Origin of the sequence: Gilliamella sp. B2838, from assembly GCF_026536185.1 — a bacterium.
Classification (GTDB): domain Bacteria; phylum Pseudomonadota; class Gammaproteobacteria; order Enterobacterales; family Orbaceae; genus Gilliamella.
Genome location: NZ_JAFNOO010000012.1, coordinates 1 through 25,167, shown reverse-complemented (window position 1 = coordinate 25,167; position 25,167 = coordinate 1). Strand labels below are relative to the sequence as shown.

23 protein-coding genes and 1 pseudogene are annotated in these 25,167 nt (G+C 36.4%); 4 read left to right on the top strand and 20 right to left on the bottom strand.

Going from position 1 to position 25,167, the window contains the following annotated elements:
• The 12 genes from J3U63_RS11500 to tyrA all read right to left on the bottom strand — a co-directional run.
• Positions 1 to 818: hypothetical protein (locus J3U63_RS11500; RefSeq protein WP_267371580.1), on the bottom strand; the 818-nt coding region annotated here is incomplete at its 3' end.
• On the bottom strand, positions 811 to 1,680 hold the full coding sequence (locus tag J3U63_RS11495) for a hypothetical protein (protein ID WP_267348837.1): 870 nt from the start codon (positions 1,678 to 1,680) through the stop codon (positions 811 to 813). The genes J3U63_RS11495 and J3U63_RS11500, both read right to left, overlap by 8 nt.
• 318 nt (positions 1,681 to 1,998) lie before the next feature.
• Entirely contained in the window at positions 1,999 to 2,424 is a 426-nt protein-coding gene (locus tag J3U63_RS11490; protein WP_065633169.1) for a F0F1 ATP synthase subunit epsilon, read from the bottom strand.
• Positions 2,425 to 2,450: 26 nt separating this feature from the next.
• Positions 2,451 to 3,833 carry a F0F1 ATP synthase subunit beta gene (gene atpD, locus J3U63_RS11485; RefSeq protein WP_267333962.1) on the bottom strand — a complete coding sequence of 461 codons (1,383 nt, stop codon included), beginning with the start codon at positions 3,831 to 3,833 and terminating at the stop codon, positions 2,451 to 2,453.
• A gap of 47 nt (positions 3,834 to 3,880) precedes the next feature.
• Positions 3,881 to 4,750 carry a F0F1 ATP synthase subunit gamma gene (gene atpG, locus J3U63_RS11480; RefSeq protein WP_065633167.1) on the bottom strand — a complete coding sequence of 290 codons (870 nt, stop codon included), beginning with the start codon at positions 4,748 to 4,750 and terminating at the stop codon, positions 3,881 to 3,883.
• Between the two features lie 14 nt (positions 4,751 to 4,764).
• A complete protein-coding gene (atpA, locus tag J3U63_RS11475; protein WP_416379598.1) occupies positions 4,765 to 6,306 on the bottom strand; it encodes a F0F1 ATP synthase subunit alpha in 1,542 nt (513 codons plus the stop codon).
• A gap of 11 nt (positions 6,307 to 6,317) precedes the next feature.
• Positions 6,318 to 6,851, bottom strand: coding sequence for a F0F1 ATP synthase subunit delta (atpH, locus tag J3U63_RS11470; RefSeq protein WP_267348835.1), 534 nt, complete (start codon positions 6,849 to 6,851; stop codon positions 6,318 to 6,320).
• Between the two features lie 13 nt (positions 6,852 to 6,864).
• A complete protein-coding gene (gene atpF, locus J3U63_RS11465) occupies positions 6,865 to 7,335 on the bottom strand; it encodes a F0F1 ATP synthase subunit B (protein ID WP_267348833.1) in 471 nt (156 codons plus the stop codon).
• A gap of 24 nt (positions 7,336 to 7,359) precedes the next feature.
• Entirely contained in the window at positions 7,360 to 7,593 is a 234-nt protein-coding gene (gene atpE / locus J3U63_RS11460) for a F0F1 ATP synthase subunit C (RefSeq protein ID WP_416379737.1), read from the bottom strand.
• A 40-nt stretch (positions 7,594 to 7,633) separates the two neighbouring features.
• Positions 7,634 to 8,416 carry a F0F1 ATP synthase subunit A gene (atpB, locus tag J3U63_RS11455; RefSeq protein ID WP_267348831.1) on the bottom strand — a complete coding sequence of 261 codons (783 nt, stop codon included), beginning with the start codon at positions 8,414 to 8,416 and terminating at the stop codon, positions 7,634 to 7,636.
• Between the two features lie 251 nt (positions 8,417 to 8,667).
• Positions 8,668 to 10,005, bottom strand: coding sequence for a phosphoglucosamine mutase (gene glmM, locus J3U63_RS11450; RefSeq protein WP_267371578.1), 1,338 nt, complete (start codon positions 10,003 to 10,005; stop codon positions 8,668 to 8,670).
• A gap of 151 nt (positions 10,006 to 10,156) precedes the next feature.
• Entirely contained in the window at positions 10,157 to 11,278 is a 1,122-nt protein-coding gene (tyrA, locus tag J3U63_RS11445; RefSeq protein ID WP_267371575.1) for a bifunctional chorismate mutase/prephenate dehydrogenase, read from the bottom strand.
• Between the two features lie 114 nt (positions 11,279 to 11,392).
• Between tyrA and xthA the strand changes: the two genes are divergently transcribed.
• The 3 genes from xthA to J3U63_RS11430 all read left to right on the top strand — a co-directional run bounded on the left by xthA (position 11,393) and on the right by J3U63_RS11430 (position 15,479).
• Positions 11,393 to 12,199: an exodeoxyribonuclease III gene (gene xthA, locus J3U63_RS11440; protein ID WP_267344906.1), complete on the top strand. Its 807-nt coding sequence runs from the start codon at positions 11,393 to 11,395 to the stop codon at positions 12,197 to 12,199.
• 31 nt (positions 12,200 to 12,230) lie between these two features.
• The gene (gene xseA / locus J3U63_RS11435) at positions 12,231 to 13,583 is read left to right on the top strand and encodes an exodeoxyribonuclease VII large subunit (RefSeq protein ID WP_267333956.1); all 1,353 of its coding nucleotides are present in this window, start codon (positions 12,231 to 12,233) and stop codon (positions 13,581 to 13,583) included.
• Positions 13,584 to 13,808: 225 nt separating this feature from the next.
• The gene (locus J3U63_RS11430; protein WP_267371573.1) at positions 13,809 to 15,479 is read left to right on the top strand and encodes a molecular chaperone HscC; all 1,671 of its coding nucleotides are present in this window, start codon (positions 13,809 to 13,811) and stop codon (positions 15,477 to 15,479) included.
• A gap of 91 nt (positions 15,480 to 15,570) precedes the next feature.
• Here J3U63_RS11430 and J3U63_RS11425 read toward each other — a convergent pair whose 3' ends face one another.
• A complete protein-coding gene (locus J3U63_RS11425; RefSeq protein WP_267371572.1) occupies positions 15,571 to 18,255 on the bottom strand; it encodes a J domain-containing protein in 2,685 nt (894 codons plus the stop codon).
• A complete protein-coding gene (locus J3U63_RS11420) occupies positions 18,252 to 18,950 on the bottom strand; it encodes a DUF1266 domain-containing protein (protein WP_267333953.1) in 699 nt (232 codons plus the stop codon). The genes J3U63_RS11425 and J3U63_RS11420 overlap by 4 nt, the downstream gene beginning before the upstream one ends.
• Positions 18,951 to 19,200: 250 nt before the next feature.
• Here J3U63_RS11420 and dolP point away from each other — a divergent pair, with 250 nt between their 5' ends.
• Positions 19,201 to 19,779 carry a division/outer membrane stress-associated lipid-binding lipoprotein gene (gene dolP, locus J3U63_RS11415; RefSeq protein WP_267333952.1) on the top strand — a complete coding sequence of 193 codons (579 nt, stop codon included), beginning with the start codon at positions 19,201 to 19,203 and terminating at the stop codon, positions 19,777 to 19,779.
• Between the two features lie 47 nt (positions 19,780 to 19,826).
• Here the strand turns inward: dolP and csdE are convergent, their stop codons facing one another.
• The 6 genes and pseudogenes from csdE to J3U63_RS11385 all read right to left on the bottom strand — a co-directional run.
• Positions 19,827 to 20,222: a cysteine desulfurase sulfur acceptor subunit CsdE gene (gene csdE, locus J3U63_RS11410; protein ID WP_267333951.1), complete on the bottom strand. Its 396-nt coding sequence runs from the start codon at positions 20,220 to 20,222 to the stop codon at positions 19,827 to 19,829.
• Positions 20,223 to 20,290: 68 nt separating this feature from the next.
• Positions 20,291 to 21,514, bottom strand: a complete 1,224-nt coding sequence (gene csdA, locus J3U63_RS11405; protein WP_267333950.1) for a cysteine desulfurase CsdA — start codon at positions 21,512 to 21,514, stop codon at positions 20,291 to 20,293.
• Entirely contained in the window at positions 21,471 to 22,349 is an 879-nt protein-coding gene (locus J3U63_RS11400; protein ID WP_267333949.1) for a U32 family peptidase, read from the bottom strand. Before J3U63_RS11400 ends, csdA begins: the two co-directional genes overlap by 44 nt.
• 150 nt (positions 22,350 to 22,499) lie before the next feature.
• Complete coding sequence (gene ubiU / locus J3U63_RS11395) at positions 22,500 to 23,495, bottom strand: ubiquinone anaerobic biosynthesis protein UbiU (RefSeq protein ID WP_065633153.1); 996 nt, start codon at positions 23,493 to 23,495, stop codon at positions 22,500 to 22,502.
• 295 nt (positions 23,496 to 23,790) lie between these two features.
• Entirely contained in the window at positions 23,791 to 24,492 is a 702-nt protein-coding gene (locus tag J3U63_RS11390; RefSeq protein ID WP_267371570.1) for a hypothetical protein, read from the bottom strand.
• A gap of 454 nt (positions 24,493 to 24,946) precedes the next feature.
• Positions 24,947 to 25,167, bottom strand: a pseudogene (locus J3U63_RS11385) (hypothetical protein); the annotation flags it as partial.

Sequence of the window (25,167 nt, the reverse complement as noted above, 5' to 3'; positions counted from 1 at the left end):
TCATCAATGACTTTAACCCAATTGGGTAAAATAGGGGTTCGGCAGTAATAGCTTGCACTACGATCGAATTTTCTAATTTTTCGAAATTCGGGAGTTTGAGGATCGTCAAAAAGTTCAGGCGCACCCGATCGATTGAGTTTCAGAAATCGTTTACTTTCTTCATAGCAATTGTGCGACCAGGGTTTAGGATAGCCTAAAGCTGCAAAAATTCGACTAGTAACAAAGGAATTTATACCTCCAAATATAAAAAAGAAAAAGCATAAAACTATAATATATGACAAAATAAATGTCAAAAATGTTGAAATGAAAAAAGAAAAATCAACATCTGTTGATATAAACGTATAAATCATTACAATCATAAAGGTACATAAGCAAAGTATACCAACACCTATTGAAAGATATTTTAATAATAATAAGAACGATGTTCCGACAGAACGAGGGAAATACAGAGCATGATATTGAGGCATGCGGACAGCATAAGCAAGATAGTCAGCCATCTCGGGAGAATCAGATTGATATTCGTTAACTTCGATTGGTTTAACTAACATTTCAACATAATCGCCATCTTTAAAACTAACATGAGCTAATTTACCTACTATCTCTTTTCTACCGATATAGCATCGAAAACTTTTCCCGTCCAGAGTAATACTGCTGGCAGTTATTGTTCCAATTAAAGTACCGATAAGTTCAAAAGCTCCGACAATCATTAATCCAATTATAGCGAGCAGACCAATATTATCCGAGCGTAACTCTTTGGGATCATCCAGTACTTGTAATTGGCTGACTTTACCTTTCAATAAGTTGTAGCCTTTAATCATTGGACTGCTCTTGATTTGGAGTGGTCAAATTTGGCGTAAATTTGCGCTCATCAATGACTTCAACCCAATCGGGTAAAATAGGGGTTCGGCAGTAGTAATTAGCATTGGGATCACGTATTTTAATACGTTCAAATTCGGGAGTTTGTGGATCATCAAATAGTTCAGGGTCATTAGAACGATTAAGTTTTTTAAATCGTTCATGTTCCTTAAAATAATTATGTAGCCATGGTTTAGGATAGCCTAAGGTTGCAAAAATTCGGTTACTTATAAAAGTATAGAGTCCACCAATCATCAAAAAGAATGAAATTAATAGAAAAAAGAACATAATGATGGTTGATACAGCGAAAATAAATATAGTAGATATATCCCTGTCAGGAATGTATAAAATAGTTGATATAATCAGATATAAGAATAAAAGAATTGTACCAAAACCTATTGATAGATATTTTAGTAGTAGTAATGTAGTCATTCCAACAGAACGAGGAAAATATAAAGCATGATATTGGGGCATGCGGACAGCATAAGCAAAATAGTCTGCCATCTTGACAGAATCAGATTGATATTCGTTAACTTCGATTGGTTTAACTAACATTTCAACATAATCACCATCTTTAAAATTAACGTGGGCTAATTTGCCTACTACCTCCTTTCTGCCGACATAGCATCGAAAACTTTTCCCGTCTAGGGTAATACTGCCAGCAGTTATCGCTCCAATTAAAGCACCGATAAGTTCAAAAGCTCCGACAATCATTAATCCAATTATAGCGAGCAGACCAATATCATCAGAGCGTAACTCTTTAGGGTCATCCAGTACTCGTAATTGGCTGACTGTACCTTTCAATAAGTTGTAGCCTTTAGTCATTTAAAAATCCTTGGTTATCCATATCTTGTTCAATTAATGCTAATGCTTCTTCCATATTGATAGTATATAAATGCACTATATTTTTTTACATCACTTTGTATATAAATTTTTATATATGTTAATTTTTACAGTTGTTTATAAAATACTCGTTTTGCTTAAATTTTACAACTTCGAAACAATGAAATGTTTATTAACGTAATAAAAATAAGAATAATTCTTCAATAAAATAAAGATATTTAAAGATTGGCGTTTGAATAATAAAAAAGGTTACAAATCTAATTTTTGTAACCTTTTTTAAGTTTGGATAAGGTAACTCAGTTATTGTCCAATACGGCGAGTTAATTCGATGACTCGGATTTTTGCCAACGCTTTTGATAGTTCGGCAGAAGCTTGCGCAAATGACATATCATCACTCGGATGATTAATATGCTCTTGCGCTTGTCTTACTGCTTCTTGCGCTCTGGCTTCGTCTAAGTCTTCTCCACGAATAGCGGTATCGGCTAAAATCGTTACAAGGGTTGGTTGCACTTCTAAGATGCCACCTGATAGATAGATAAACTCTTCTTCACCATCCGCTTTCACAATGCCTACCATACCCGGTTTAATCATGGTAAGTAGCGGGGTATGACCGGGATAGATCCCAAGTTCACCTTCTTGTCCTGTGACTCTGATTCGCTGAACATCACCTGAAAAAAGGTGAGATTCAGCACTAACAACTTCTAATTGATAGGAAGTTAGTGCCATAATGCTCTCTCCGTTCTATAAATCTCTTAGAGAGATTTTGCTTTTTCAATCGCTTCGTCGATTGAACCAACCATATAAAATGCCTGTTCAGGAATATGGTCATAATCACCGTTCATAATACCTTTAAATGCACTGATGGTGTCTTTTAATGGTACGTATTTACCTGGCGAACCAGTGAATACTTCCGCAACGAAGAATGGTTGAGATAAGAAACGTTGAATCTTACGTGCACGAGCAACAGTTAATTTATCATCTTCTGATAATTCATCCATACCAAGGATTGCAATGATATCTTTTAATTCTTGATAACGTTGCAAAATTGACTGTACGCCACGAGCACAATCGTAATGTTCTTGACCAACAACAAGTGGATCTAATTGACGACTTGTTGAGTCAAGTGGATCAACCGCTGGGTAAATACCTAATGATGCGATTTGACGACTTAATACGATTGTTGCATCTAAGTGAGCAAAGGTTGTTGCTGGTGATGGGTCAGTTAAGTCATCCGCTGGTACATATACCGCTTGGATTGAGGTGATTGACCCCGTTTTGGTTGAGGTAATACGTTCTTGAAGAATACCCATTTCTTCTGCTAGTGTTGGTTGGTAACCTACTGCAGATGGCATTCGTCCTAATAAAGCTGATACTTCAGTACCGGCTAGGGTATAACGGTAAATATTATCGATAAATAAGAGTACGTCTTTACCTTCGTCACGGAATTTTTCAGCCATGGTTAAACCAGTTAACGCAACACGTAAACGGTTTCCTGGTGGCTCATTCATCTGACCATAAACCAGTGATACTTTATCAAGTACGTTTGATTCTTTCATTTCGTGATAGAAGTCGTTACCTTCACGTGTACGTTCACCCACACCAGTAAATACTGAGTAACCTGAGTGTTCGATCGCGATGTTACGAATTAACTCCATCATATTAACGGTTTTACCAACACCCGCACCACCAAATAGACCAACTTTACCCCCTTTAGCAAAAGGACAAATTAAGTCGATAACTTTGATGCCGGTTTCAAGTAATTCTGTTGAGTTAGCCAACTCTTCGTATGTTGGTGCTGCACGGTGAATTGCCCAACGCTCTTCTTCACCAATAGGACCTGCTTTATCAACAGGATCACCAAGTACGTTCATAATTCGACCAAGTGTTTTTGTTCCCACAGGAACTTCTATGCCGTGACCTGTGTTTACTACTTTAAGTCCACGTCTTAAACCATCAGATGATCCCATTGCAATACAACATACAACGCCACCACCTAATTGTTGCTGAACTTCCAGAACTAATTTTTCAGTGCCGGTTTCCACTTCTAATGCATCATATACCTTTGGTACAGCATCTTCAGGGAATTCGACATCAACCACCGCACCGATGATCTGGACAATCTTTCCAGTAGCCATTTTTAATCCTCTACGTCTTTTTCTTAACTATTAGCCAATATTTAGCCTTAACCTGAAACAGCAGCGGCACCCGATACAATATCAATTAATTCATTGGTAATTGCACCTTGACGTGCTTTGTTATACGCAATTTGTAATTCATTGATTAAGTTTGCACCGTTATCGGTTGCTGCTTTCATGGCTACCATTCTTGCTGCTTGTTCACTCGCTAGATTTTCAACCACAGCTTGATAGACTTGTGATTCAATATAACGACGTAAAATCACATCTAATAATGATTTCGCATCTGGCTCATAAATATAATCCCCTGATGAAGCTTTAAGCTTTTCATCATCTGAATGTGGTAATGGTAATAACTGCTGTATAGTTGGCTTTTGCGACATGGTATTAATAAATTTATTGGTGACAATATATAATCTATCAACCTTGCCATTGTCATATGCCTCAAGCATTGTTTTTACCGGTCCAATCAAATCAGATAATGTTGGTTCATCCCCCAAGTTGGTTACTTGGGTTAATATGTTCGCTTTAACCGATGAGAAAAACGATACCCCTCGTGATCCAATTAAAGCGACATCAGACTCAACACCTTTTTCCTGCCATGCTGACATATCAGCAATGACAGTTTTGAAAAGATTAATATTTAAACCACCGCATAAACCACGATCGGTCGAAATGATAAGATAGCCAACTCGCTTAACATCTCTTTCTTCTAAATAGGGATGTTTGGCACCTATTTGAGCTAACGCTAAATGTCCAATTACTTCACGAATCATTTCGGCATATGGTCGGCTAGCTGCCATTCTATCTTGCGTTTTACGCATTTTAGAGTTGGCAACCATCTCCATCGCTTTAGTGATCTTTTGTGTACTTTGGATACTGGCAATTTTGGTTCTAATCTCTTTTGCATTAGCCATTTGTTATCCCATCCTTACCAAGTTTGAGTTGATTTAAAGCTTTCAAGCATTGCTTTTAGCTTGTTTTCAATCTCATCATTGTAGTTACCAGTTGTATCGATTTCCTTAACAAAATCGGCATATTGGCTATGGGCATAAGCAAGAAGTGCTGCTTCAAATGGTAACACTTTAGTCAGTTCAACATCTTCAAGATAACCACGTTCAGCAGCGTAAAGCACAATTGATTGCTCAGCAACTGTCATTGGTGAATATTGCTTTTGTTTGAGTAATTCAGTTACCTTTTCACCATGGCTTAATTGGTTTCTTGTTGCTTCGTCTAAGTCAGATGCAAACTGTGAGAACGCAGCCAGTTCACGATATTGTGCAAGTGCTGTACGAATACCGCCTGATAATTTTTTCATTATCTTAGTTTGAGCCGCACCACCCACACGAGAAACCGAAATACCCGGGTTTACCGCAGGACGGATACCTGAGTTAAATAAGCTGGTTTCAAGGAAGATCTGACCATCTGTAATCGAAATTACGTTAGTTGGTACGAATGCTGAAACGTCACCCGCTTGAGTTTCGATAATTGGTAACGCAGTTAATGAACCGGTTTTACCTTTTACTTCGCCTTTAGTGAACTCTTCAACATAAGCTTCGTTAACACGCGCTGCACGTTCAAGTAAACGTGAGTGAAGATAGAACACGTCACCAGGATAAGCTTCGCGTCCAGGTGGGCGACGAAGTAGTAATGAAATTTGACGATAAGCAACTGCTTGTTTAGATAAATCATCATAAACAATTAGTGCATCTTGACCGCGATCGCGGAAGTATTCACCCATCGCACAACCTGCATAAGGTGCTAAGTATTGTAATGCTGCTGATTCAGATGCTGATGCAACAACCACAATCGTATTTTTAAGTGCACCATGCTCTTCGAGTTTACGTACTACGTTAGCAATAGTTGATTGTTTTTGACCGATTGCGACGTAGATACATTTAACACCAGAATCACGTTGATTGATAATGGCGTCGATTGCTAATGCGGTTTTACCCGTTTGACGGTCACCGATGATAAGTTCACGTTGACCACGACCAATTGGAATCATTGAGTCAACCGCTTTATAACCAGTTTGTAACGCTTGGTCAACTGATTGACGGTCGATAACGCCTGGCGCAACGACTTCTACAGGTGAGAAGCCGTCATGTTGAATCGAACCTTTACCATCAATTGGTTCGCCAAGTGTATTAATAACACGACCTAATAAGCCATCACCTACTGGTACTTGTAAAATACGACCAGTACATTGTACTTTCATCCCTTCAGATAAGTCTTCGTATGGTCCCATGACCACCGCACCAACAGAATCTCTTTCAAGGTTTAATGCCATTGCATAACGGTTGCCGGGTAATGCAATCATTTCGCCTTGCATGACATCAGTTAATCCGTGGATTCGAAGGATACCATCACTTACTGAGATGATTGTTCCTTCATTGTGAGCATCACTCACAATATTGAACTGAGCGATTCGCTCTTTAATTAGTTCACTTATTTCAGTTGAATTTAGCTGCATTATCAGTCCCCTTAAGACTGTAGAACGTCATTTAGTCGATTTAGACGTCCTCTGATACTACTATCAATAACCATATCGCCCGTACGAATAATAAAACCAGAAATGAGCGATTTATCAATATGACATTTTAGTTTTACTTTTCGTGATAAACGTTTTTCGACAGCGACAGAAATTTTATCAAGTTGTTCACTGGTCAGCTCATTGGCAGAAATTACATCAACGTCTGCCTGTGCTTCTCTTTCTAAACAGTATTGCTCAAACAGTGTTAATACTTCAGGAAGAAGGGATAAGCGTTTATTTTCAGCCATAACTTTAATAAAATTAGTGCTAAACTCATCAAGGACATCTTTGCAGATATTGATGAGTAAGTTAGCCACTGAATCGGTTTTCATGTCAGATGTTAAAATACTTTTTATTTGAGCATCTTTGCTCACTTCAGCTGTTAACACTAACATTTTGTGCCATGATTCGATGTTGTTTTTTTCAACAGCAAAGTCGAAAGCGGCTTTAGCATAAGGGCGAGCAATCGTAATTAAGTCAGCCATTGCTCTATTCTCCTTATAGTTCAGCTACGAGTTTATCAATGATGTCGCTGTTAGCGGCTTCATTAACAGAACGTTCAATAATTTTTTCTGCACCGGCAATAGCGAGTGTAGCGACTTGTTGTTTAAGCTCTTCACGAGCGCGTTTACGCTCAGCTTCAACTTCAGCAAGTCCTTGAGCAACAATCCTTTCTTTTTCACGAGAAGCTTCTTGTTTAGCTTCTTCAAGAATGGCTGCTTTGCGTTTATTCGCCTGCTCAATAATTGCATTAGCCTCAACCTTAGCCTGTTGCATTATGTCAGATGTATTTGCTTTGGCTAATTCCAAATCTTTTTTTGCTGTTTCTGCTGAAGCTAATCCTTCCGCTATCTCTTTTTGGCGTTTTTCAATCGCACGGATAACCGGAGGCCAAACAAACTTCATACAGAACCAAACAAACAATACAAATGTAATTGCTTGGCCGAGGAGAGTTGCGTTCATATTCATGAGACGATTCCTCTTAAAATTTTATTAACCTGCAACAGCAAAAATGATAAATAGTGCAATACCTACACAAATCATAGGAATCGCATCAACTAAGCCCATAACGATAAAGAATTGTGTACGTAACATAGGCATTAATTCAGGTTGACGTGCAGCACCTTCTAAGAATTTACCACCTAATAGACCAATACCAACCGCACCACCGATTGCAGCTAATCCCATCATTATGCCTGCGGCTACATATAACATACTTATATCCATTATATACTCCAGTTTATTGATAAAAAAATTTAAATTAAAATTAATGATCTTCTGTTGCCGATGCCATAGCTAAATAGACGATCGTCAACACCATAAAAATAAATGCTTGTAATGTAATAATTAAAATATGAAAAATGGCCCATGGTAAAGATAGAGCCCATTGTGACCACCATGGTAATAGTGCAGCAATTAAAATGAAGATTAGTTCACCTGCATACATGTTACCGAATAGTCGTAATCCTAAAGAAACAGGTTTAGCTAATAAGCTAACAAGTTCAAGGATTAAGTTGATTGGCGCAAATGCCCAATGATTAAATGGATGTAAGGTATATTCTTTAATAAACCCTGAAATCCCTTTATATTTGATTGAATAAATAATGATAAGTGCAAACACGCCGAGTGACATTGACATTGTAATACTAACATCAGCTGTCGGTACCACTCTTAAATGAGAAAGACCTAACCATTGCGCTGCATAAGGTAGAAAATCAACAGGGATAAGGTCCATTAAATTCATTAAGAAAACCCAAATAAACACTGTTAAAGCAAGTGGAGCGATCAGTTTATTTTGACCTGTAAACATGTCTTTGACAGTATTATTAACAAATTCGAAGATCATCTCGACTGCACATTGTAGTTTACTTGGTACACCACTGGTTGCTTTCCTTGCTACACGATGGAAAATCCATAAGAAAAGCACACCAAGTAAAATTGAGAAAAATAATGAATCAAGATTAAAGGTCCAAAAACCCGAACCCACCTGTAAGTTCTCAAGGTGATGCTTAATATAAGCTTGTGGTGAAGCTGGAGAGGAAACTGACATATAACCCTCTTACCTATTTCTAATAATAAAAAAAACACTGCTTATTTTTAACCTTAAAAGGTATAAGCAATCGCTGTAATAACCGAAGCTACTATTTTAAACCCAATTGCCTATATTAAGTCAACAACTGATTAACAAAATTAAGAATTTAGACACTTTTTACTAATTTTGTGTAAAGAATAGAAGCTGTAAGAATAACTTTATTAGAAATATTACCCCATCAATAGCTAAATTAATGGGGATAAATGGCGCTAATTTTGCGCTTTGACTGCTTGGGCAATTTGTTCAGCTAGGTTTTGAACTTCGGATTGATCGGTTCCTTCTACCATAACTCGAATAAGTGGTTCTGTGCCTGATTTACGAATCAAAACTCTACCATGGTTACCGAGTTGTTGTTCGGCTTGTTTAATGGCGGTTTTTACTGCATGACTCTGTAGAGGATCATGTTGGCTTGTGAATCGAACATTGATTAATACCTGCGGCAACATAGTCATACCACTACAAAGATCGGCTAAAGACATATTATTGTGTACCATTGCAACCAATACTTGTAAACCAGCGACAATGCCATCCCCTGTGGTTGTTTTATCTAATAATAAAACATGCCCTGAATTTTCAGCACCGAGTCGCCAGTTTTTTTCAATGAGTTTTTCTAGTACATAACGATCGCCAACTTTTGCTCTTTCAAATGGGATACCCAAATTTTTTAGCGCTAGCTCAAGTCCCATGTTACTCATTAGTGTGCCGACAACGCCGCCTTTTAGTTGCCCTTGTCTTAAAGCCTCTCGGGCGACGATATAGATGATCTGATCTCCATCAACTTTACAGCCTTTATGATCGACCATAATAACGCGATCACCATCACCATCTAAAGCAAAACCTAAATCCGCTTTTTCATCAATTACACGTTTGGATAATGCTCTAATGTCTGTAGCACCGCAATTATCATTGATGTTGACGCCATCTGGTTCACAACCGATTTTTATCACATTGGCACCAAGTTCACGTAATACTTTAGGGGCGATATGGTAGGTTGCCCCATTAGCACAATCGACAACAATTTTTAAACCAGATAAGCTAAGATCATGGTTAAAAGTACTTTTACAAAATTCAATATAGCGGCCAGCAGCATCAGTAATACGACTAGCTCGGCCGAGTTGTTTTGATTCAACGCAGTCTATTGGTTTTTCAAGCTGAGCTTCGATCTCTAATTCAATTTCGTCATCAAGTTTTTTACCCTCTGTCGAAAAAAATTTAATACCGTTATCATAAAAAGGGTTATGTGAAGCTGAAATGACAACCCCAGCATCTGCGCGAAATGTTCGGGTTAAATAAGCAATTGCAGGCGTCGGCATTGGTCCAGTAAAAGCAGCAGCAACGCCCGCAGAAGCAAATCCTGCTTCTAAAGCTGATTCAAGCATATAACCTGAAATGCGGGTATCTTTACCGATAAGAACTTTTTTTACTCCATCTTTCGCTAATACGCGACCGGCAGCCCAACCTAATTTAAGTGCAAAATCTGGTGTGATAGGATATTGCCCCACTTTTCCTCGAATTCCATCGGTTCCAAAGTATTTTCGATTCGACATGTTTATTCCCTCACACAAAAGTAATTTTGATTAACTCATTTATAATGAGTAATTTTTATTATTAAACATTAATAATTACACGCCAATAAGGTGTAATTAATGACTAAATTATCGTAAAATATTTAAATTTTACTGAATGTTAACTGTAATTTTAATCACGATTATCATTGGCAAATTTCAATAAAACTTGGCTCTCTTTAATAAATCGCTCGGCATAAGGACCAAACCATTTGGTGACTTCATTGAAATTTTCAACAAATTTAGTCTTATCTCGTTGTTCAATTAATTTCACCATTTGGCCAAAACATTCATAATAGCGTTTGATTAGTTCAATATTATCATCGGATGCCATGATGATATCGGCATAGAGCTCGGGATCTTGAGCAAATAAACGCCCTACCATCATGAGTTCTAATCGATAAATCGGTGATGATAAGGCGATGAGCTGCTCCAAATCGGCTTGTTCACGTTGTAGATTAACGCCATATGAAAAAGAGGTGAAATGGCGTAAAGCTTGAATAAACGACATACATTTATCATGTTCTTTAGCGTCAATTGCGCATAAGTTAGCACCCCAAATTCGCATTTGCTCGATAAGCCATTGGTATTGTTCTGGATAACGACCTTGGCAATAAACAATAATTTGTTTGGCTAAATTTGGCACGTCTGGACCAAACATTGGGTGTAATCCAACTACTGGCCCTGAATGTTTATCAAGCATGGCTTGTAATGGTTTGACTTTTATAGACGTAAAATCAGTTAAGATACAATCTTTGGGTAACGGCGGTAATTGATGAATAATATCACACGTTTTATTGATAGGAACCGTAACTATTACTACAGCTGCGTCAGCAATTACTTCTGCTGCTTGATGCATGGTTTTAGAACCCAGCGTTTTAACTTGATAGCCAGATAATGTAAATAAACGAGAAAACAGGCGCCCCATTTGACCATTACCACCGATGATGACAATTGATCCGCTACCTGTATATACTTTTTTGAAACCTTTATCGTTTTCACTGATGTAAGACTCACGCATTAACCGGCGTAAAATATCCTCAATTAAAACGGGTGATATGCCTAAATTTTCGGCTTCGTGTTTACGTTTAGCTAACATATCGGCTTCACGTTTGGGATCATAAATCGGAATTCCATGTTTGCTTTTTACCTCACCAACTTTGGCAACTAATGCTAGTCGTTGACTAATTAAAGCTAAAATTGATTTGTCGACTTCATCAATTTTATCGCGTAGTGTGAGTAATTCCGTTGACATAGATGGGATTCCTTTAGCACAAATTGAAGCTTTTACTGTAATAGCTTAACAGTATAACGTATTTTTGGTAGCATGAGTCAATGACAACGTTAATTCCAGTATAATAAATTTATTATGAAAGTTATCTCATTTAATATTAATAGTCTTCGCGCCAGAATTCATCAGCTCGCTGCGATTATTGATATCCATCAGCCTGATATAATCGGTTTACAAGAAACGAAAGTACATAATGATCAGTTTCCGGTTGAAGAGTTAGCCCAATTTGGTTATCACTTACATTATCATGGGCAGAAAGGGCACTATGGTGTTGCACTTTTAACCAAGCAACAGCCCATATCAGTACAATGTGGCTTTCCCACCGATGAACAAGATGCCCAATGCCGTTTAATCATGGCACAATTACCCACCAATGAAGGTAATTTAACGGTGATTAATGGTTATTTTCCTCAAGGCGAAAGTTTACATCATGAAATCAAGTATCCAGCAAAACGTAAGTTTTATCAGGATCTGATTGATTACCTAAAACAGCAACAATTAAGTGAACAGCTCTGTTTAATTATGGGCGATATGAATATTTGTCCAACTGATATTGATATTGGAATATCGGACGATAGCCGTAAACGCTGGCTACGTACTGGTAAATGTTCGTTTTTACCTGAAGAGCGAGATTGGATGAACAATTTACTGTCGCTTGGCTTTACAGATACTTATCGTAATGAACATCGAACAAAACAGGAATATTCTTGGTTTGATTATCGTTCCAAAGGCTTTGATACGGGTACTGGGCTTCGAATTGATTTAATTTTAGCCAGCCCAAAACTGTTATCTTATTGTCAGCAAACAGGTATTGATTATGAAATTCGGGCAATGGAAAAGCCGTCTGATCATGCGCCAATTTGGGCAGAGTTTGATTTAGTTTAAGTTTATACACCTATTTAGTAAGGATAATAGCATGCAAAGTCGTTCAATTTTATCAGTTAAAGATCTTAATCAAATGGTAAAAGATGTACTTTCAGATGCTATTGGCCAGATTTGGTTAGTGGGTGAGATTTCTAATTTTTCTCGCCCATCATCAGGTCATTGGTACTTCACGCTAAAAGATGATGCAGCTCAAGTGCGATGTGCAATGTTTCGTAATAGTAATTTTCGAACGGGCTTTACTCCCCAAAATGGCCAGCAAGTTTTAGTTCGAGCAACTGTCACACTTTATGAAGCGCGCGGTGAATATCAACTGGTGATTGATCAGCTACAACCAGCAGGTGCAGGTTTATTACAACAAAAATTTGAACAGTTAAAGCAAAAACTATCCGACGAGGGGCTATTTGATGCTATTTATAAAAAACCCTTACCGGATAATATTCGAACAGTAGGTATTATTACTTCATCAACCGGCGCAGCACTACATGATATTTGTCAGATATTAAAGCGCCGAGATCCAAGTTTGCATTTAATTATTTATCCAACACAAGTACAAGGTACTGAAGCTGCCGCGCAAATTGCTCGAATGATTGAAATTGCCAATATTCGTCAAGAATGTGATGTATTAATTGTTGGCCGAGGAGGGGGATCATTAGAGGATCTTTGGTCTTTTAATGAAGAGGTCGTAGCAAGAGCGATTTTTGCTAGCCGTTTACCGATTGTCAGCGCAGTTGGGCATGAAATTGATTTTACCATTGCCGATTTTGTCGCTGATGTTCGAGCTGCTACGCCTTCGGCTGCTGCTGAATTAGTTAGCCAAGATAGCTTAGATCAAATAAAGCGGTTACAAATTCAAGAACAGTATTTATCTATGGCCATTGATTACTATTTAACAAGATGCCGTGAAATGTTAAATAAAGGGTATCATCGATTACAAACTCAACATCCGCAAGCAAAGTTAGCCAAACAGTTAAATGTACTATTAACTTATCGTCATGCCTTATATGACAATATTCAGCAATATTTGCTTCGACAAACAAATCGATATAATTACTTAGATAAAAGATTGTTACGTCTCTCTCCGCAAAATACGATAAGCGCTTTACAGCAGACAATTAATCAACGTCAGCAACAAATAATCCATCTGATTGAGCAAAAATTTACTCAATCACAACATCAATTCGCCTTACAAACCTCACAGCTTAATAGTGTCAGTCCACTTGCCACATTAGAACGAGGTTATTCAGTGACCACAACGGTTGATAATGCGGTGGTCGGTTGTGCGGCACAAGTGACCGTTGGTGATTTCATCATTACCAGGTTAAAACAAGGTAAACTTGTTAGTCAAATTACTACAATTGATGATAAAGATATCACCTCAAAGTGATCTCAGTGAATATAAAAATTAAGAGTATTCGATCTAAATTGAATAAGCTTTATCACAAGGTTGATATTTAAATTGGTTGTTCACTATATTTATTAATTGAATTGTCAAAACTTGCTGAAAATTATATTTTTTATCGATATTTCAAGGTGTTATTTGCTTTGCAATTTAGGCTGGCACTAGTATATAATTCGAGCATAACAAATTATTATTTTATTTAAAAAGTGTATGAATCCTCCAATTGGTATTGATTTAGGTACGACCAACAGTTTAATTTGTGTCTGGCAAGAAGGTAAGCCAACGTTGATTCCCAATGCTATCGGTGAAGTTGTAACACCTTCTGTGGTAAGTATTGATGAAGATGATTCTATTTTAGTTGGCCGTGCAGCGCTGTCTCGCTTAACGACTCATCCTGATAAAAGTGCTGCCGCATTTAAACGATTTTTAGGTTCAAATAAAATTTATGAGCTAGCCGGTAAAAAATTCACCCCAACAGAACTTTCAGCATTAGTTTTAAAATCGTTAAAAGCCGATGCCGAAGCATTTTTGCAACAAGAAATTTGTGATGTTGTTATTTCTGTTCCGGCTTATTTTAATGATGAACAGCGAAAGCAGACTCGTTTTGCTGCCGAGTTAGCTGGTTTAAACGCAGTTCGTTTGATTAATGAACCAACTGCTGCTGCCATGGCCTATGGATTACATGAAGAACAAACAGGTAATACGTTAGTATTTGATTTAGGTGGCGGGACCTTTGATGTAACCGTACTTGAATATGCTCTACCGATTATTGAGGTTCACGCTTCAGCGGGTGATAACTATCTAGGTGGTGAAGATTTTACCCATGAAATTGTTCAAGCTTGTTTAAGTGAATGGAAGCTTAAACAACAAGATATTGCTGTTGATGATTATGCTCGATTATTAGATTTAGCTGAACAAGTCAAATGCAAGTTAAATGGTGAACAAATGCAATATTTAACTTGGTTTTGGCAAGATAAAGAGTGGCAATTTGAACTTAATGAAAGTCGAGCTAAAGTGATTTGGCTACCACTGCTTAATCGTTTGCGAGCGCCAGTTGAACAAGCCTTAAGTGATGCGCGTTTAAAGCCTGCTCAACTTGAACATATCGTATTAGTAGGGGGATCATCACAGCTAGGTGTGGTGCGTGAATTGGTGACTAAACTTTTTGGTAAATTACCTTATCGTCACATCAATCCGACTACAATTGTGGCACAAGGTGCGGCGGTACAAGCGGCTTGCCGTTTGCGCAATCAAGATGTTGAAGAGGTAATATTAACTGATGTCTGTCCTTATACACTTGGTATTGAAAGTTGTTCAGGTAAGGTAAGTGGCTTGTTTTCACCTATCATTGAACGTAACACTATTGTGCCAACGTCTAAGGTAAAAACGTTTTATTCAACGCAACCACAACAAAAAGCGATCTGCATTTCGGTTTATCAAGGCGAAAATCCTCGAGTAGAAAATAATGTGTTGATTGATGAGTTTGAAATACCACTTACACCGATGGAAAAAACACAGGGTGTTGATGTTCGTTTTAGCTATGATTTAAATGGATTATTAGAAGTTGACGTTGTTCTACTTGAGACCGGTGAGCAATATGGTAAAGTGATCGATCAAAGCCCAATTGGATTAACCGATAAGCAAAAACAGGAAAGCCATGAGCGGTTAAAAGCGTTAAAAATACACCCACGTGATGAAATGCCAAATCGTACTTTATTGGCAAGATTAGAGCGTGCATGGGCGCAATCACTAGGCGATGAACGACTGTTGATTGGATCTTATATTGAAGATTTTTTAACGGTATTAAATCAACAAAATTTAGATGAAATAAATCAGATGCGCAGTGAAATTGAGTCACAATTAAACGATTTAGGTCGGTAATTGCTTAGCTGCATGATTTGATAAACGTTTAATTCCCCCCTTTTATTTAGTTGATTTAAAAAAGGGGGAAGTTTGGCTAACGACTTTTGCTTTATTCTAAAGGCGGACCAAAACGATTGAGCTGTGTAAAACTAGGCTGATAACAAGGATACAGTAAAAAGATTAACAAAAATGTGTTTATACTAAAAAAGTATTTTTGTCCTTGATAGCTATCATTCAGACGTCGTTTTATGGCAAACACGATATTTATTCCGGCAAAAATATAAGATATCGTCAAGAGTACAGAAAATATATTTGGCGTCTGATTATATATATCCATAAATGTCTTACCGTAAGCAATGATAATCAAACTAACAAATAACTGTTTCGCAAATCCTGATAGGTCAGTACGGCCATTCCAACGCCAAAATTGCGTCCATTCATTTTTAGGCAGCGATAACGAGTTTAAATACGCTTGTTTTTGGTTATTTTGGGCTAAAAGCAGTGTGGCACAAAGTCGCAGTATCAAATCATTATCCGTGTTATCTTTTAACTCTTCTAATTTTTCAAGTTCAGTTTCTGAGCATATACCATATTTTTGAGATAAAAGTGCAATCATTGACTGTATCAATTGTGCTGGTTGGTGATGGCTGGCGTTTTGTTTGAAGTTATTCAAATAAGGTAAATCCCCGCTTTTCTGCAAATTAGTTGCTACTTTGATTAATGCTTTATCATCACCAGCAAAGTTTTTTAGTATTTGATCTAGCTGTTTAGCTTGCGAAGGTTTATTTAAGACAATCTTATATAAAAACATTAAATAAATTCGATTGCCATTTTTTAATTTTGCATGCCATGAGTGTGCTAATTTTTGCTCAATATCATTAAAATCAACGTTGTTTGGCTCATCAATAAAAGACTCTATCGAATCGGGATAACTGATTAACATACTATTAATCAATTTATTATCATTATTAATCAAACTGTATAATTCATCGCTTGTTTGCCATTTAGGATTTTTAAAAATTTCTATAATGGGTTTAAGTGCATTATTATTCGATAAATTAAAGGTATTACTGTGTTGTTGCAGGTATTGAGCGGTTTTAAAAGGCGAGTTAACAATGGCTAGCGCCAAGATACATTCACGATACCACTGCCAATAGTTATTTTTGTTGTAAAATATTGTGTTGTCATTGGGTGGTGAGGGTAATTGATAAACATTTTGAAATTTAAAATATACAACCCAGTCATACATCTCCATATGGGTGTAGTTTAGATTTTTATAAAGATGTAATATTGCGATGTCAGGTAAATGATCAAACCTATCAAGGAACAACCGGCTATATAAAAACTGATTGCCATTTTCATCTGGATCAAATCTAGCGGGAATAGGTAAGTTTTCATTATTATCATAGAGCCAAGCTTTGAACTCTTTCACTGGCGTAAGTCTTGATAGCCATGCTAAATGTTGTTTAGCTTGTCGCTTTAAATTAGTCAGAATAAATTGTTCAAATGGATCATCGCTCTGTTCATCTAAAATTTGTTGTAACATTGTTTCGTTACCGTGCCGTAACATGATGGCATGACGATATAAACGCAGTAAGCGATTGCTACCATCATCAAGTAATAACATTGATAAGATTTGTCGGTAATTCCAGTTTGTACTTAAAGCCCAATTAATAAAATCTGCAATCTCCGTGTTATATTCGCTCGGATCAATTTTGGCTAATCGAGCGATGGTAGTTGGTGTAAATTGCGGAATGGTAAATAGATAATTGTCAGTTTTATCTACTTCAAGGCAGTAAGAGTCATTAAGCGCAACAAATAATAAAGGTAGGTAATTACTAGCATAATATGCACACCAACCCGCAATCCAACTTTCTGCTTTTTCTACATAATGCCCTGAATGGTAAAGATCAATCCAAGCTTGTAAAGCCTGCTGTTTATTATTGAGTAAAGTATATTGATTTGCCGCGATATATTTCCATTCAATAATCAAATGTTCGGCTTGATCTGGTTGTGTTATTGCTGATAGCGCATAGTCTAAAATTGCTTGATTTTCTAATTCAGCCACACAATGCCAGTAGCTTAAAGCAAGCATCAATGTTTTATCATCAGGCAAATAAATAACAGTATCTTGTTGTAAATAGGCGTAAAGGTCCGCTGAACGTTGCTCCCAATATATCCATTTGGCATTATACACATACTCAATTGTAACATTTTGTATTGGCTTATTCGTTGTGGGTAAGGCGGTGTAATCAAAAAAATCCCCACCTTCAAGATATTTTAAAAAATTGTTGTAGTGTTCATATTGATCGGGATATTGGCTGATGAGTTGTTGTCGCCAACGCAAATTTTCGGCTAATAAGTTAACACATGATTGTGATATATTGGTAGTTTCATAACTTATTTCTAGCAATTGCCATTTGGCGATATCTATTACCGCCATTGGATAATCATAAAACGAACCAATAAATTTTTGCCACTCATCAATTTTGTAACAACGGTTAGGATCGTTTAATAGCGCTTGATAAGCAGCACAAATTTCATTTGCTTGAATTTGTTCGTCACTTAAAGGATCGTTTGGTTTTACTTCAGATTCTGCTTGTGGTTGATCAATTACTGTTTCGGTGGATTGTGCATACAGTATTGCATTGTCATAGGCTTGACGTAACGCTTTAAACCCTTCAGGATCCCTTTCAGGATGATAATCAGGTAACTTAGTTCGATATGCTTGACGAATAACTGCGATATCTTTTGTTGGAACAATTCCTAATAAATGCCAAATATCCTCGTTCATGACCATTGATACTCCATTAATGATTCAGGTTTTTGTTGATCATCCAAATCAATAAACCAAGGTAAGCAGTTAAATGGTGCTTGTAAGTCTGAATATAAATTTGTCATGGTATGCGCGTTTGAAGCTCTGGATAATTCGCAACGTAGTAATTCTAAGTTTTCTTTATTATTTAGTGATATCCAATACTGATAGCCAATAAACCAACTGGTGAAATAATGTTGCCAAGAGCTATAATAATATTGGGCACGAATACCAATTCTGAATAAAATCCATAATGCTTCTTGTTCGGTGATATATTTGTTTGTGATACCATTACGTAAAATATAGGCCATCCGTGCATAATCCCAACTTCGGATGCTAGCTACACCACATATAGGAAAGGTTTGTTTAACAAAATCAAGCAACACTTTTTGGTAGTCAGTTTGCTCGTTATAATACTTACACCAGTCAAATTCTGCATATCGTGAATAGATAAAATAATAGTGAGACAGTGTTGAAGCATGCCCATCATCGACCATATCAAACACGCAATTTAGTAAAGTTTCTCGAGAATCAATCCCCCAACTTTCGCTCATATCAACAAAATCTTGTTGAGGATAAAAAAATGGTGAAGTATAACTGGCACCCTTATCTTTATGTAATACAACCATCGGTGCTGACAATCCATATAACCAATCGATAATATCTTGATTCATATTTTTTATTTATATCATTACTTATATTATTTAATATAAAAAGATAGCAGATTTAAGCTTAAAAACGAAATTGTTATTTAAATTAATGGGATTAGATACATTTTAAAAATCCCTTTGATTGAGTGAAATGAATCTTAGACTTGTTGCAGTTACGGTAATTATATTTTGCAAATCAATGTCAACAAGGCATAATAAAAGCAAAGTAATCACTATTTGATTACTAAGAAGCAATAAATAAAAAGGAGTCACCATGAAAAAAATTGCTTTATTTGCAATATTCATATTTGGTGTGTTTATGTTGCAAGGTTGTGTTGCTGCCGTAATTGGCGCAGGAGCGGGCGCTACTGCTAAAGTGGCTTCAGATCCACGAACAGCAGGAACACAAGTTGATGACACTACACTCAATTCACGTATGGGCATGAAGTTAAAAGATAACGCATCCACATTTATTGGATCCCATATTGCAACAACTGCTTATGATGGCAATATTCTTTTAACTGGTCAGGCAACAAATGAACAAATAGAAAAAGCGGATAGCTTAGCCCATGAAGTTGAAGGGATAAAAAAAGTTTATAATCAAATTCGTGTTGGTGAGCCTGTTGATGCAGGTACCATGACCAATGATGCGTGGATCACTACCAAAGTAAAATCTCAATTAGTTTTTAACGCTGAAACAAAAGCACGTAAAATAAAAGTTGTGACCGAAAACGGAGAAGTTTTTTTAATCGGTATTGTTACTGAGCAAGAAGGCAAATCTGTTGCTGATGTCGCAAGTAAAGTTGATGGCGTTAAAAAGGTAATTACGCTTTTTACCTCTCCAGAAAATTAATTTATCTGATGATTAAATGGGGAACTGACTCCCCATTTTAATTGCAATTAACCTATAGATTGAATCCGAGTAATTAATTGGCTTAATCCGTGTAAACGTGAAGGGCTTAATTCATCAGTAATTTTGAGCTTATTTAAAACAGCTAGAAAATCAATATTACTAATTTGCTGGGCTGTTTTATTGTTTGCCAATATAATCAATATAGCCAATAACCCTTTTACAATCCTACCTTCACTTTCGCCTTGAAAAATAAATGTACCATCTGGTTGTTTTTGCCAAGTTAACCATACTCGATTTTCACAACCTTGTACTAGGTTTTGCTCTGTTTTGAATTCGTCTGGAAAATCAGGTAACTGTTTGGACAGTATAATTAACTGACGATAACGATCTTGCCAGTTTTGTTGTGCTAAAAATAATTCAGTTAACGTTTGCGGTGATAGCATAATTAAACCCTTTTATCACTGATTAATTATCAAATAGATTAAGCTAATGCCCATGTTTTAGGCTATAGTTAACTCAATACCTCCATCGCATTTTTTAATGCTGTAATGAATTTATCAATATCTTCCTGGTTATTATATGGCATGAGCGATATACGGATCACGCCTTGGCAACCTAATTTGCTCATCAAAGGCTGGGCACAAATCTCGCCAGTTCGAATAGCAATTTGCTGTTCACTTAATAAAATCGCGATATCATTGTGGTGAATTTGATTAATATTAAAACTAATAATGGGGCTATTATCAACGCTGTAAAACTTGATATTAGCTAATTGTGTTAACTGTGTTTTAGCATACTGAGATAATTGATCTGTATATTGCTCAAGTTGAGCCAATGACCAATTTTTAAGCCATTGCAGTGTGGCATCAAATCCTATAATTCCAGCAATATTAGGGGTACCTGCTTCGAACTTATAAGGTAGATCTGCCACAACAAATTCTGTTAATGATGCCTTTTTTAACATTTTGCCCCCACCTTGCCAAACCGCCATTTGTTCAAGTAATGCTTTTTTACCATATAAAATACCTAGACCTGTTGGACCATATAATTTATGGGCAGAAAAAGCATAAAAATCAATGTTAAGTGCTTCTACATTGATCGGTTGGTGAACAATACCTTGGGCACCATCAACCACTAAAATAGCGTTATATTGATGTACTAACTGACTTATAGCGACTAAATCAGGGCAAAATCCAGTGACATTCGACATTTGCGTGATAGCTACAATTTTAGTTCGTGATGAAAGTAGTGATGTCAGTTCATCAACATTGGACGACCATTTTATAATTTTGGCCCCGGTTTGCTGCGCAACAATTAGCCAAGGTAATAAATTGCTATGATGCTCTAATTCACTGACAATAATTTCGTCATCCGGCTTCAATAAAGGGCGAGCATAGCTTTGTGCAATTAAGTTAATTGATTCAGTCGCCCCTTTGGTCCAAATAATTTCACTACTGTTTTTGATTGCAATTAAATCAGCAACATTTTGTCTGGCCTGCTTAATTGCTTCTGTCACTTTTACCGCATCGTGATGTAAACTACGCTCAGCAGTTGCCGTATTATGGGTATAATATTGCACCGTTGCATCAATCATCGCTTTAGGCTTGAGTGCGGTTGCTGCTGAGTCTAGGTAAACACTTTCGCTAGTTAATGCTGGAAAATCCGCTCTAAATTGTTTAGGCGAAAAATGTTTATTGGCTGAGTTCAAGTCCGGCGATACCATTCCAGTAACCATTACAATCTCGTTTATGTTCAATGTTTAATGGATGTGATCCATCTTCATTTGCTTTAAATTGCTTAACAATGTCGAGTGTTGCTAGCCCAAGTGGCGAAATTCTAACGATATCGACAAGTCCTTTCATGTCTTTAAGATTATTTCCTAAATTGTAACAATAACCACTTTGTGTTTGAATGCCATTTAGTACAAAGACTTTTTGTTGTTCTTGAGAAAATACTTCTCGACCAACCGGATATTTGATACAACAAGTTTCACATTTATCTTTAGGCTTATCTTCTGATCTTGCAGTAAAACAACGCGCTGAATACGCTAAAGGTAGATAGCCGTAACTAAACACTTCAACTTCAAACTTTCGTTCAATATGTAAACCATCAAATTGATTAAGCACATTAGTTAACCAATCACGTGACAGTTCAACCGGCATACACCAACGTATCATACCTTGTTTTTGTAATAATTTTAAGGTTAAAGCGTTATAGCAATTAATCGCAGGGCCTGCTACAAAGGGTAATTTATGTTCTTGCGCTATATTAATTGCAGCTAAGTCATTCGCCTCAACTAAAAAGTCGCCATTATTAACTAATTGTCGTAAATCATTAAGTTCTGAAGGGGCTTCGAGTAGTGCAAGTGTTGACAAGACAACTTGCTTACCTGATTTTGCGATCTGCTTTGCTAATTCTAACCAATTAGCCACTTTCATTTCACGACGCTTAGTGCATACGGTCTCACCCATATAAATAATATCAGCCTCACTATCTTTAGCTGCGTGATAAAAAGCTTCAGTTTCGATTTTAGGCCAATAATAAAGCACTGGACCTAATGCGTATTTCATAGTTTTGCTCACTATATTGATATTTTATTGTTAAAAATGATTAATAATAATTGTTAATCGACATCATTTCTTTAAAAAAGAAGCGATTTAAAAAAGATTAAATCTTTTTTAAATGTTTTATTGTGGTGTTTTAAGTCGACCAATATCACATTATTGCCATTTGCGATGGTATGCACCTAATGTTGTCTGCGTTCCCTCAGAAACCGAACCAAGTGTATCCATCCAACTTTTTTCTGCCTGAAATGTTTGAGGATTTGCTTTATAGCGATCTATTGCTTGGCGCCAGACTTTTGTTACTTGTTCAACATAAGCCGGACTACGCTGTCGCCCTTCAATTTTAACTGATGCAATATTGGCTGCAAACAGTTCGGGTAATAATTCGATAGTGTTTAAGCTCGTCGGTTCTTCAATCGGGTGATAAAGTTCATTACCAACAAAATAACGCCCTTTGCAAAGGGTTGGATAGCCGGCGTTTTCACCTTTTTTATGGCAGTCAATTAACACATTATTTAAACGGGACTCAAGACCTTTTTCGGTCTCCTCCCAACGTACAAATTTTGCGGGTGAACAGGCGCCAACGGTATTAGGTGATTCGCCAGTTAAATAAGACGATAAATAACAGCGACCTTCAGCCATAATACATAAACTACCAAAAGCAAACACCTCTAAAGGAACCGGTGAAACTTGTGAAAGTTGTTTTACTTGATGCATAGATAAAACGCGGGGTAAAACAATACGATGTACGTGAAAATTATTATAATAAAACTTAATTGATTCTTCATTGGTTGACGACGCTTGCACCGACACATGACGTTCAAGATTTGGATACTTCTCTGCTGCGTAATCAAGCATGGCCAGATCTGCAATAATTAATGCGTCAGCGCCGATATTAGCTGCGGTATCTACCGCATGTTGCCAGCGCTCAAAGTTTTCAGGGTGAGCGAAAGTATTAATCGCAATATGCAATTTTTTACCACGCTTATGCACATAGTCTGAAGCTTCTAATAATCGTTTCTCATTAAAGTTTAAACCGGCAAAATGACGAGCATTAGTGTCATCTTTCAAACCGATATAAACAGCATCAGCGCCATTATCAATTGCCACTTTTAGTGAAGGTAAAGATCCAGCAGGGCACAGAAGTTCCATAATAATTCCTAACTTATGTTATGTATTCAATACGTGGTGTATTATGCAATAAATTATCATCTAATGCGAATAGAAAGCTAATTTTAGCTAAAAGAACAGCACAGGTTTAGTTTTGGGTATTATAAAGTTAACAGTGACTAATTAATATTGAAGATAATAAGGAATTAAACTAGTCAGTCACGGTGACACTATAAAATAGTAGCAACTAACTAAGCTGATTTAATAAATTAATGACCAGATATTAACTATTTTTTACCTGGTCAGGATGTTATAAAAAATTAACTTAATTAATTCTCTATTTTAGCGCATTTTCAAAATTAGTCATATTTTGTTCTGATTTTAATCGGTTTATACAGGCATTAATTGCTTTACTGGCGGTATCTTGTACTAATTGATAATTATTGATCTCCCATTCATTAAAGGGCTTAGTTCTCTCTTCTGGTGTCAGATCGTTTTGCTCAGAACAATCAAAATGAAATCCATTAGTACGTATAGTGGTGTTATAAATAAAATTATATTTATTATCGGTTAATCCATCATAAATTAATTTAAATTTATAAGGTTGTATGGTTATAACATTGTCTTTTTGGTTATTAGCATCGAATTTTTTAATTATTGTATATAACTGTGGGGTTAAATAATCCATAGTTTTATTTGGAACCGAATTGATATAACTGCCTTTTAAATCCTCTTTTGAAAAACCATCAATACTACCGCTACCAGTCCCATCAAGGAATAGTGTGGCAAATTCAAGAACCTTTAATCCGACAACTTTTGCTGTATCTGCACGAGAGACAATATTTAAATAATTATTTGTATCGTCTACAACGTCACCATTAATCGCGTTTTCAGTTAAAATATCAACTGTTGTGCCATTATTTAACGTTATTGTATCGGTATTTACAATTGTTGTTCTAGGTAGTGACTCTCTATTAGCACAAGAAATTAGGCTTAACATACTACAGGTTACTATAAACAATTTAAAAACTTTCATCATTATTATTCCTATTAGGTATTATTATTTTTGTTATTTTTCAATAAGCTATGTAAAATGTGTCTATGTGTTTTTTTGATGCGTTTTCATTATGGTTGTAAAAGTATTGAATGTCGAGATTTGTTTGCCACATTTGAGCTTAATTGATGCATGTATATTTTCGATTAAAAAATTTTTATTTGTATTTTTGTTTTGTATGTTTACATTCGATCAGTGTTAATTCTTACCTGATTTAATAATTAACATGCGATAAAATATACATAAAAAAACGTTGATGTAGTCTTAAGTAGTGCTTTTTGTTGGAGGCGGACTATATATTACAATTAATCAATTTAATAACTGTTTTTTTATTAATATGACATAACGCATATTTATCTCAACTTGTTGAGAATTTGGTGAAAAATACCATGTACTTTACTTCAAATACTTATGAACGACTATCTTTAAATCTAACATATTAATTCACTTCCAAAATTTGATTCTTTCTATCATGAATAATTAACTCACTATTATCTATTGCTGAATGCGTTATGTTTGAGGATTTATCGCCATGCTGATAAATTTGTGGTGCACCTCCTGTTGGGGACAGTCCTCCCCCACCTTTACTTGCACCTACAGAGCCAGAAACACTGCTCACTTGATAGTCCGCTTTGTTTTCGATATCACTAAAGCCAATGG

Bases quoted from the DNA above. Each gene is read 5' to 3' on its own strand.
- xthA (WP_267344906.1), top strand. From the start codon at position 11,393: ATGAAAGTTATCTCATTTAATATTAATAGTCTTCGCGCCAGAATTCAT.
- dolP (WP_267333952.1), top strand. From the start codon at position 19,201: ATGAAAAAAATTGCTTTATTTGCAATATTCATATTTGGTGTGTTTATG.
- csdE (WP_267333951.1), bottom strand. From the start codon at position 20,222: ATGCTATCACCGCAAACGTTAACTGAATTATTTTTAGCACAACAAAAC.
- J3U63_RS11430 (WP_267371573.1), top strand. From the start codon at position 13,809: ATGAATCCTCCAATTGGTATTGATTTAGGTACGACCAACAGTTTAATT.
- J3U63_RS11425 (WP_267371572.1), bottom strand. From the start codon at position 18,255: ATGAACGAGGATATTTGGCATTTATTAGGAATTGTTCCAACAAAAGAT.
- csdA (WP_267333950.1), bottom strand. From the start codon at position 21,514: ATGGTTACTGGAATGGTATCGCCGGACTTGAACTCAGCCAATAAACAT.
- J3U63_RS11390 (WP_267371570.1), bottom strand. From the start codon at position 24,492: ATGATGAAAGTTTTTAAATTGTTTATAGTAACCTGTAGTATGTTAAGC.
- atpB (WP_267348831.1), bottom strand. From the start codon at position 8,416: ATGTCAGTTTCCTCTCCAGCTTCACCACAAGCTTATATTAAGCATCAC.
- J3U63_RS11420 (WP_267333953.1), bottom strand. From the start codon at position 18,950: ATGAATCAAGATATTATCGATTGGTTATATGGATTGTCAGCACCGATG.
- atpH (WP_267348835.1), bottom strand. From the start codon at position 6,851: ATGGCTGACTTAATTACGATTGCTCGCCCTTATGCTAAAGCCGCTTTC.
- atpE (WP_416379737.1), bottom strand. From the start codon at position 7,593: ATGGATATAAGTATGTTATATGTAGCCGCAGGCATAATGATGGGATTA.
- atpF (WP_267348833.1), bottom strand. From the start codon at position 7,335: ATGAATATGAACGCAACTCTCCTCGGCCAAGCAATTACATTTGTATTG.
- J3U63_RS11490 (WP_065633169.1), bottom strand. From the start codon at position 2,424: ATGGCACTAACTTCCTATCAATTAGAAGTTGTTAGTGCTGAATCTCAC.
- J3U63_RS11495 (WP_267348837.1), bottom strand. From the start codon at position 1,680: ATGACTAAAGGCTACAACTTATTGAAAGGTACAGTCAGCCAATTACGA.
- xseA (WP_267333956.1), top strand. From the start codon at position 12,231: ATGCAAAGTCGTTCAATTTTATCAGTTAAAGATCTTAATCAAATGGTA.
- glmM (WP_267371578.1), bottom strand. From the start codon at position 10,005: ATGTCGAATCGAAAATACTTTGGAACCGATGGAATTCGAGGAAAAGTG.
- atpG (WP_065633167.1), bottom strand. From the start codon at position 4,750: ATGGCTAATGCAAAAGAGATTAGAACCAAAATTGCCAGTATCCAAAGT.
- tyrA (WP_267371575.1), bottom strand. From the start codon at position 11,278: ATGTCAACGGAATTACTCACACTACGCGATAAAATTGATGAAGTCGAC.
- atpA (WP_416379598.1), bottom strand. From the start codon at position 6,306: ATGCAGCTAAATTCAACTGAAATAAGTGAACTAATTAAAGAGCGAATC.
- atpD (WP_267333962.1), bottom strand. From the start codon at position 3,833: ATGGCTACTGGAAAGATTGTCCAGATCATCGGTGCGGTGGTTGATGTC.
- ubiU (WP_065633153.1), bottom strand. From the start codon at position 23,495: ATGGAACTTCTGTGCCCTGCTGGATCTTTACCTTCACTAAAAGTGGCA.
- J3U63_RS11400 (WP_267333949.1), bottom strand. From the start codon at position 22,349: ATGAAATACGCATTAGGTCCAGTGCTTTATTATTGGCCTAAAATCGAA.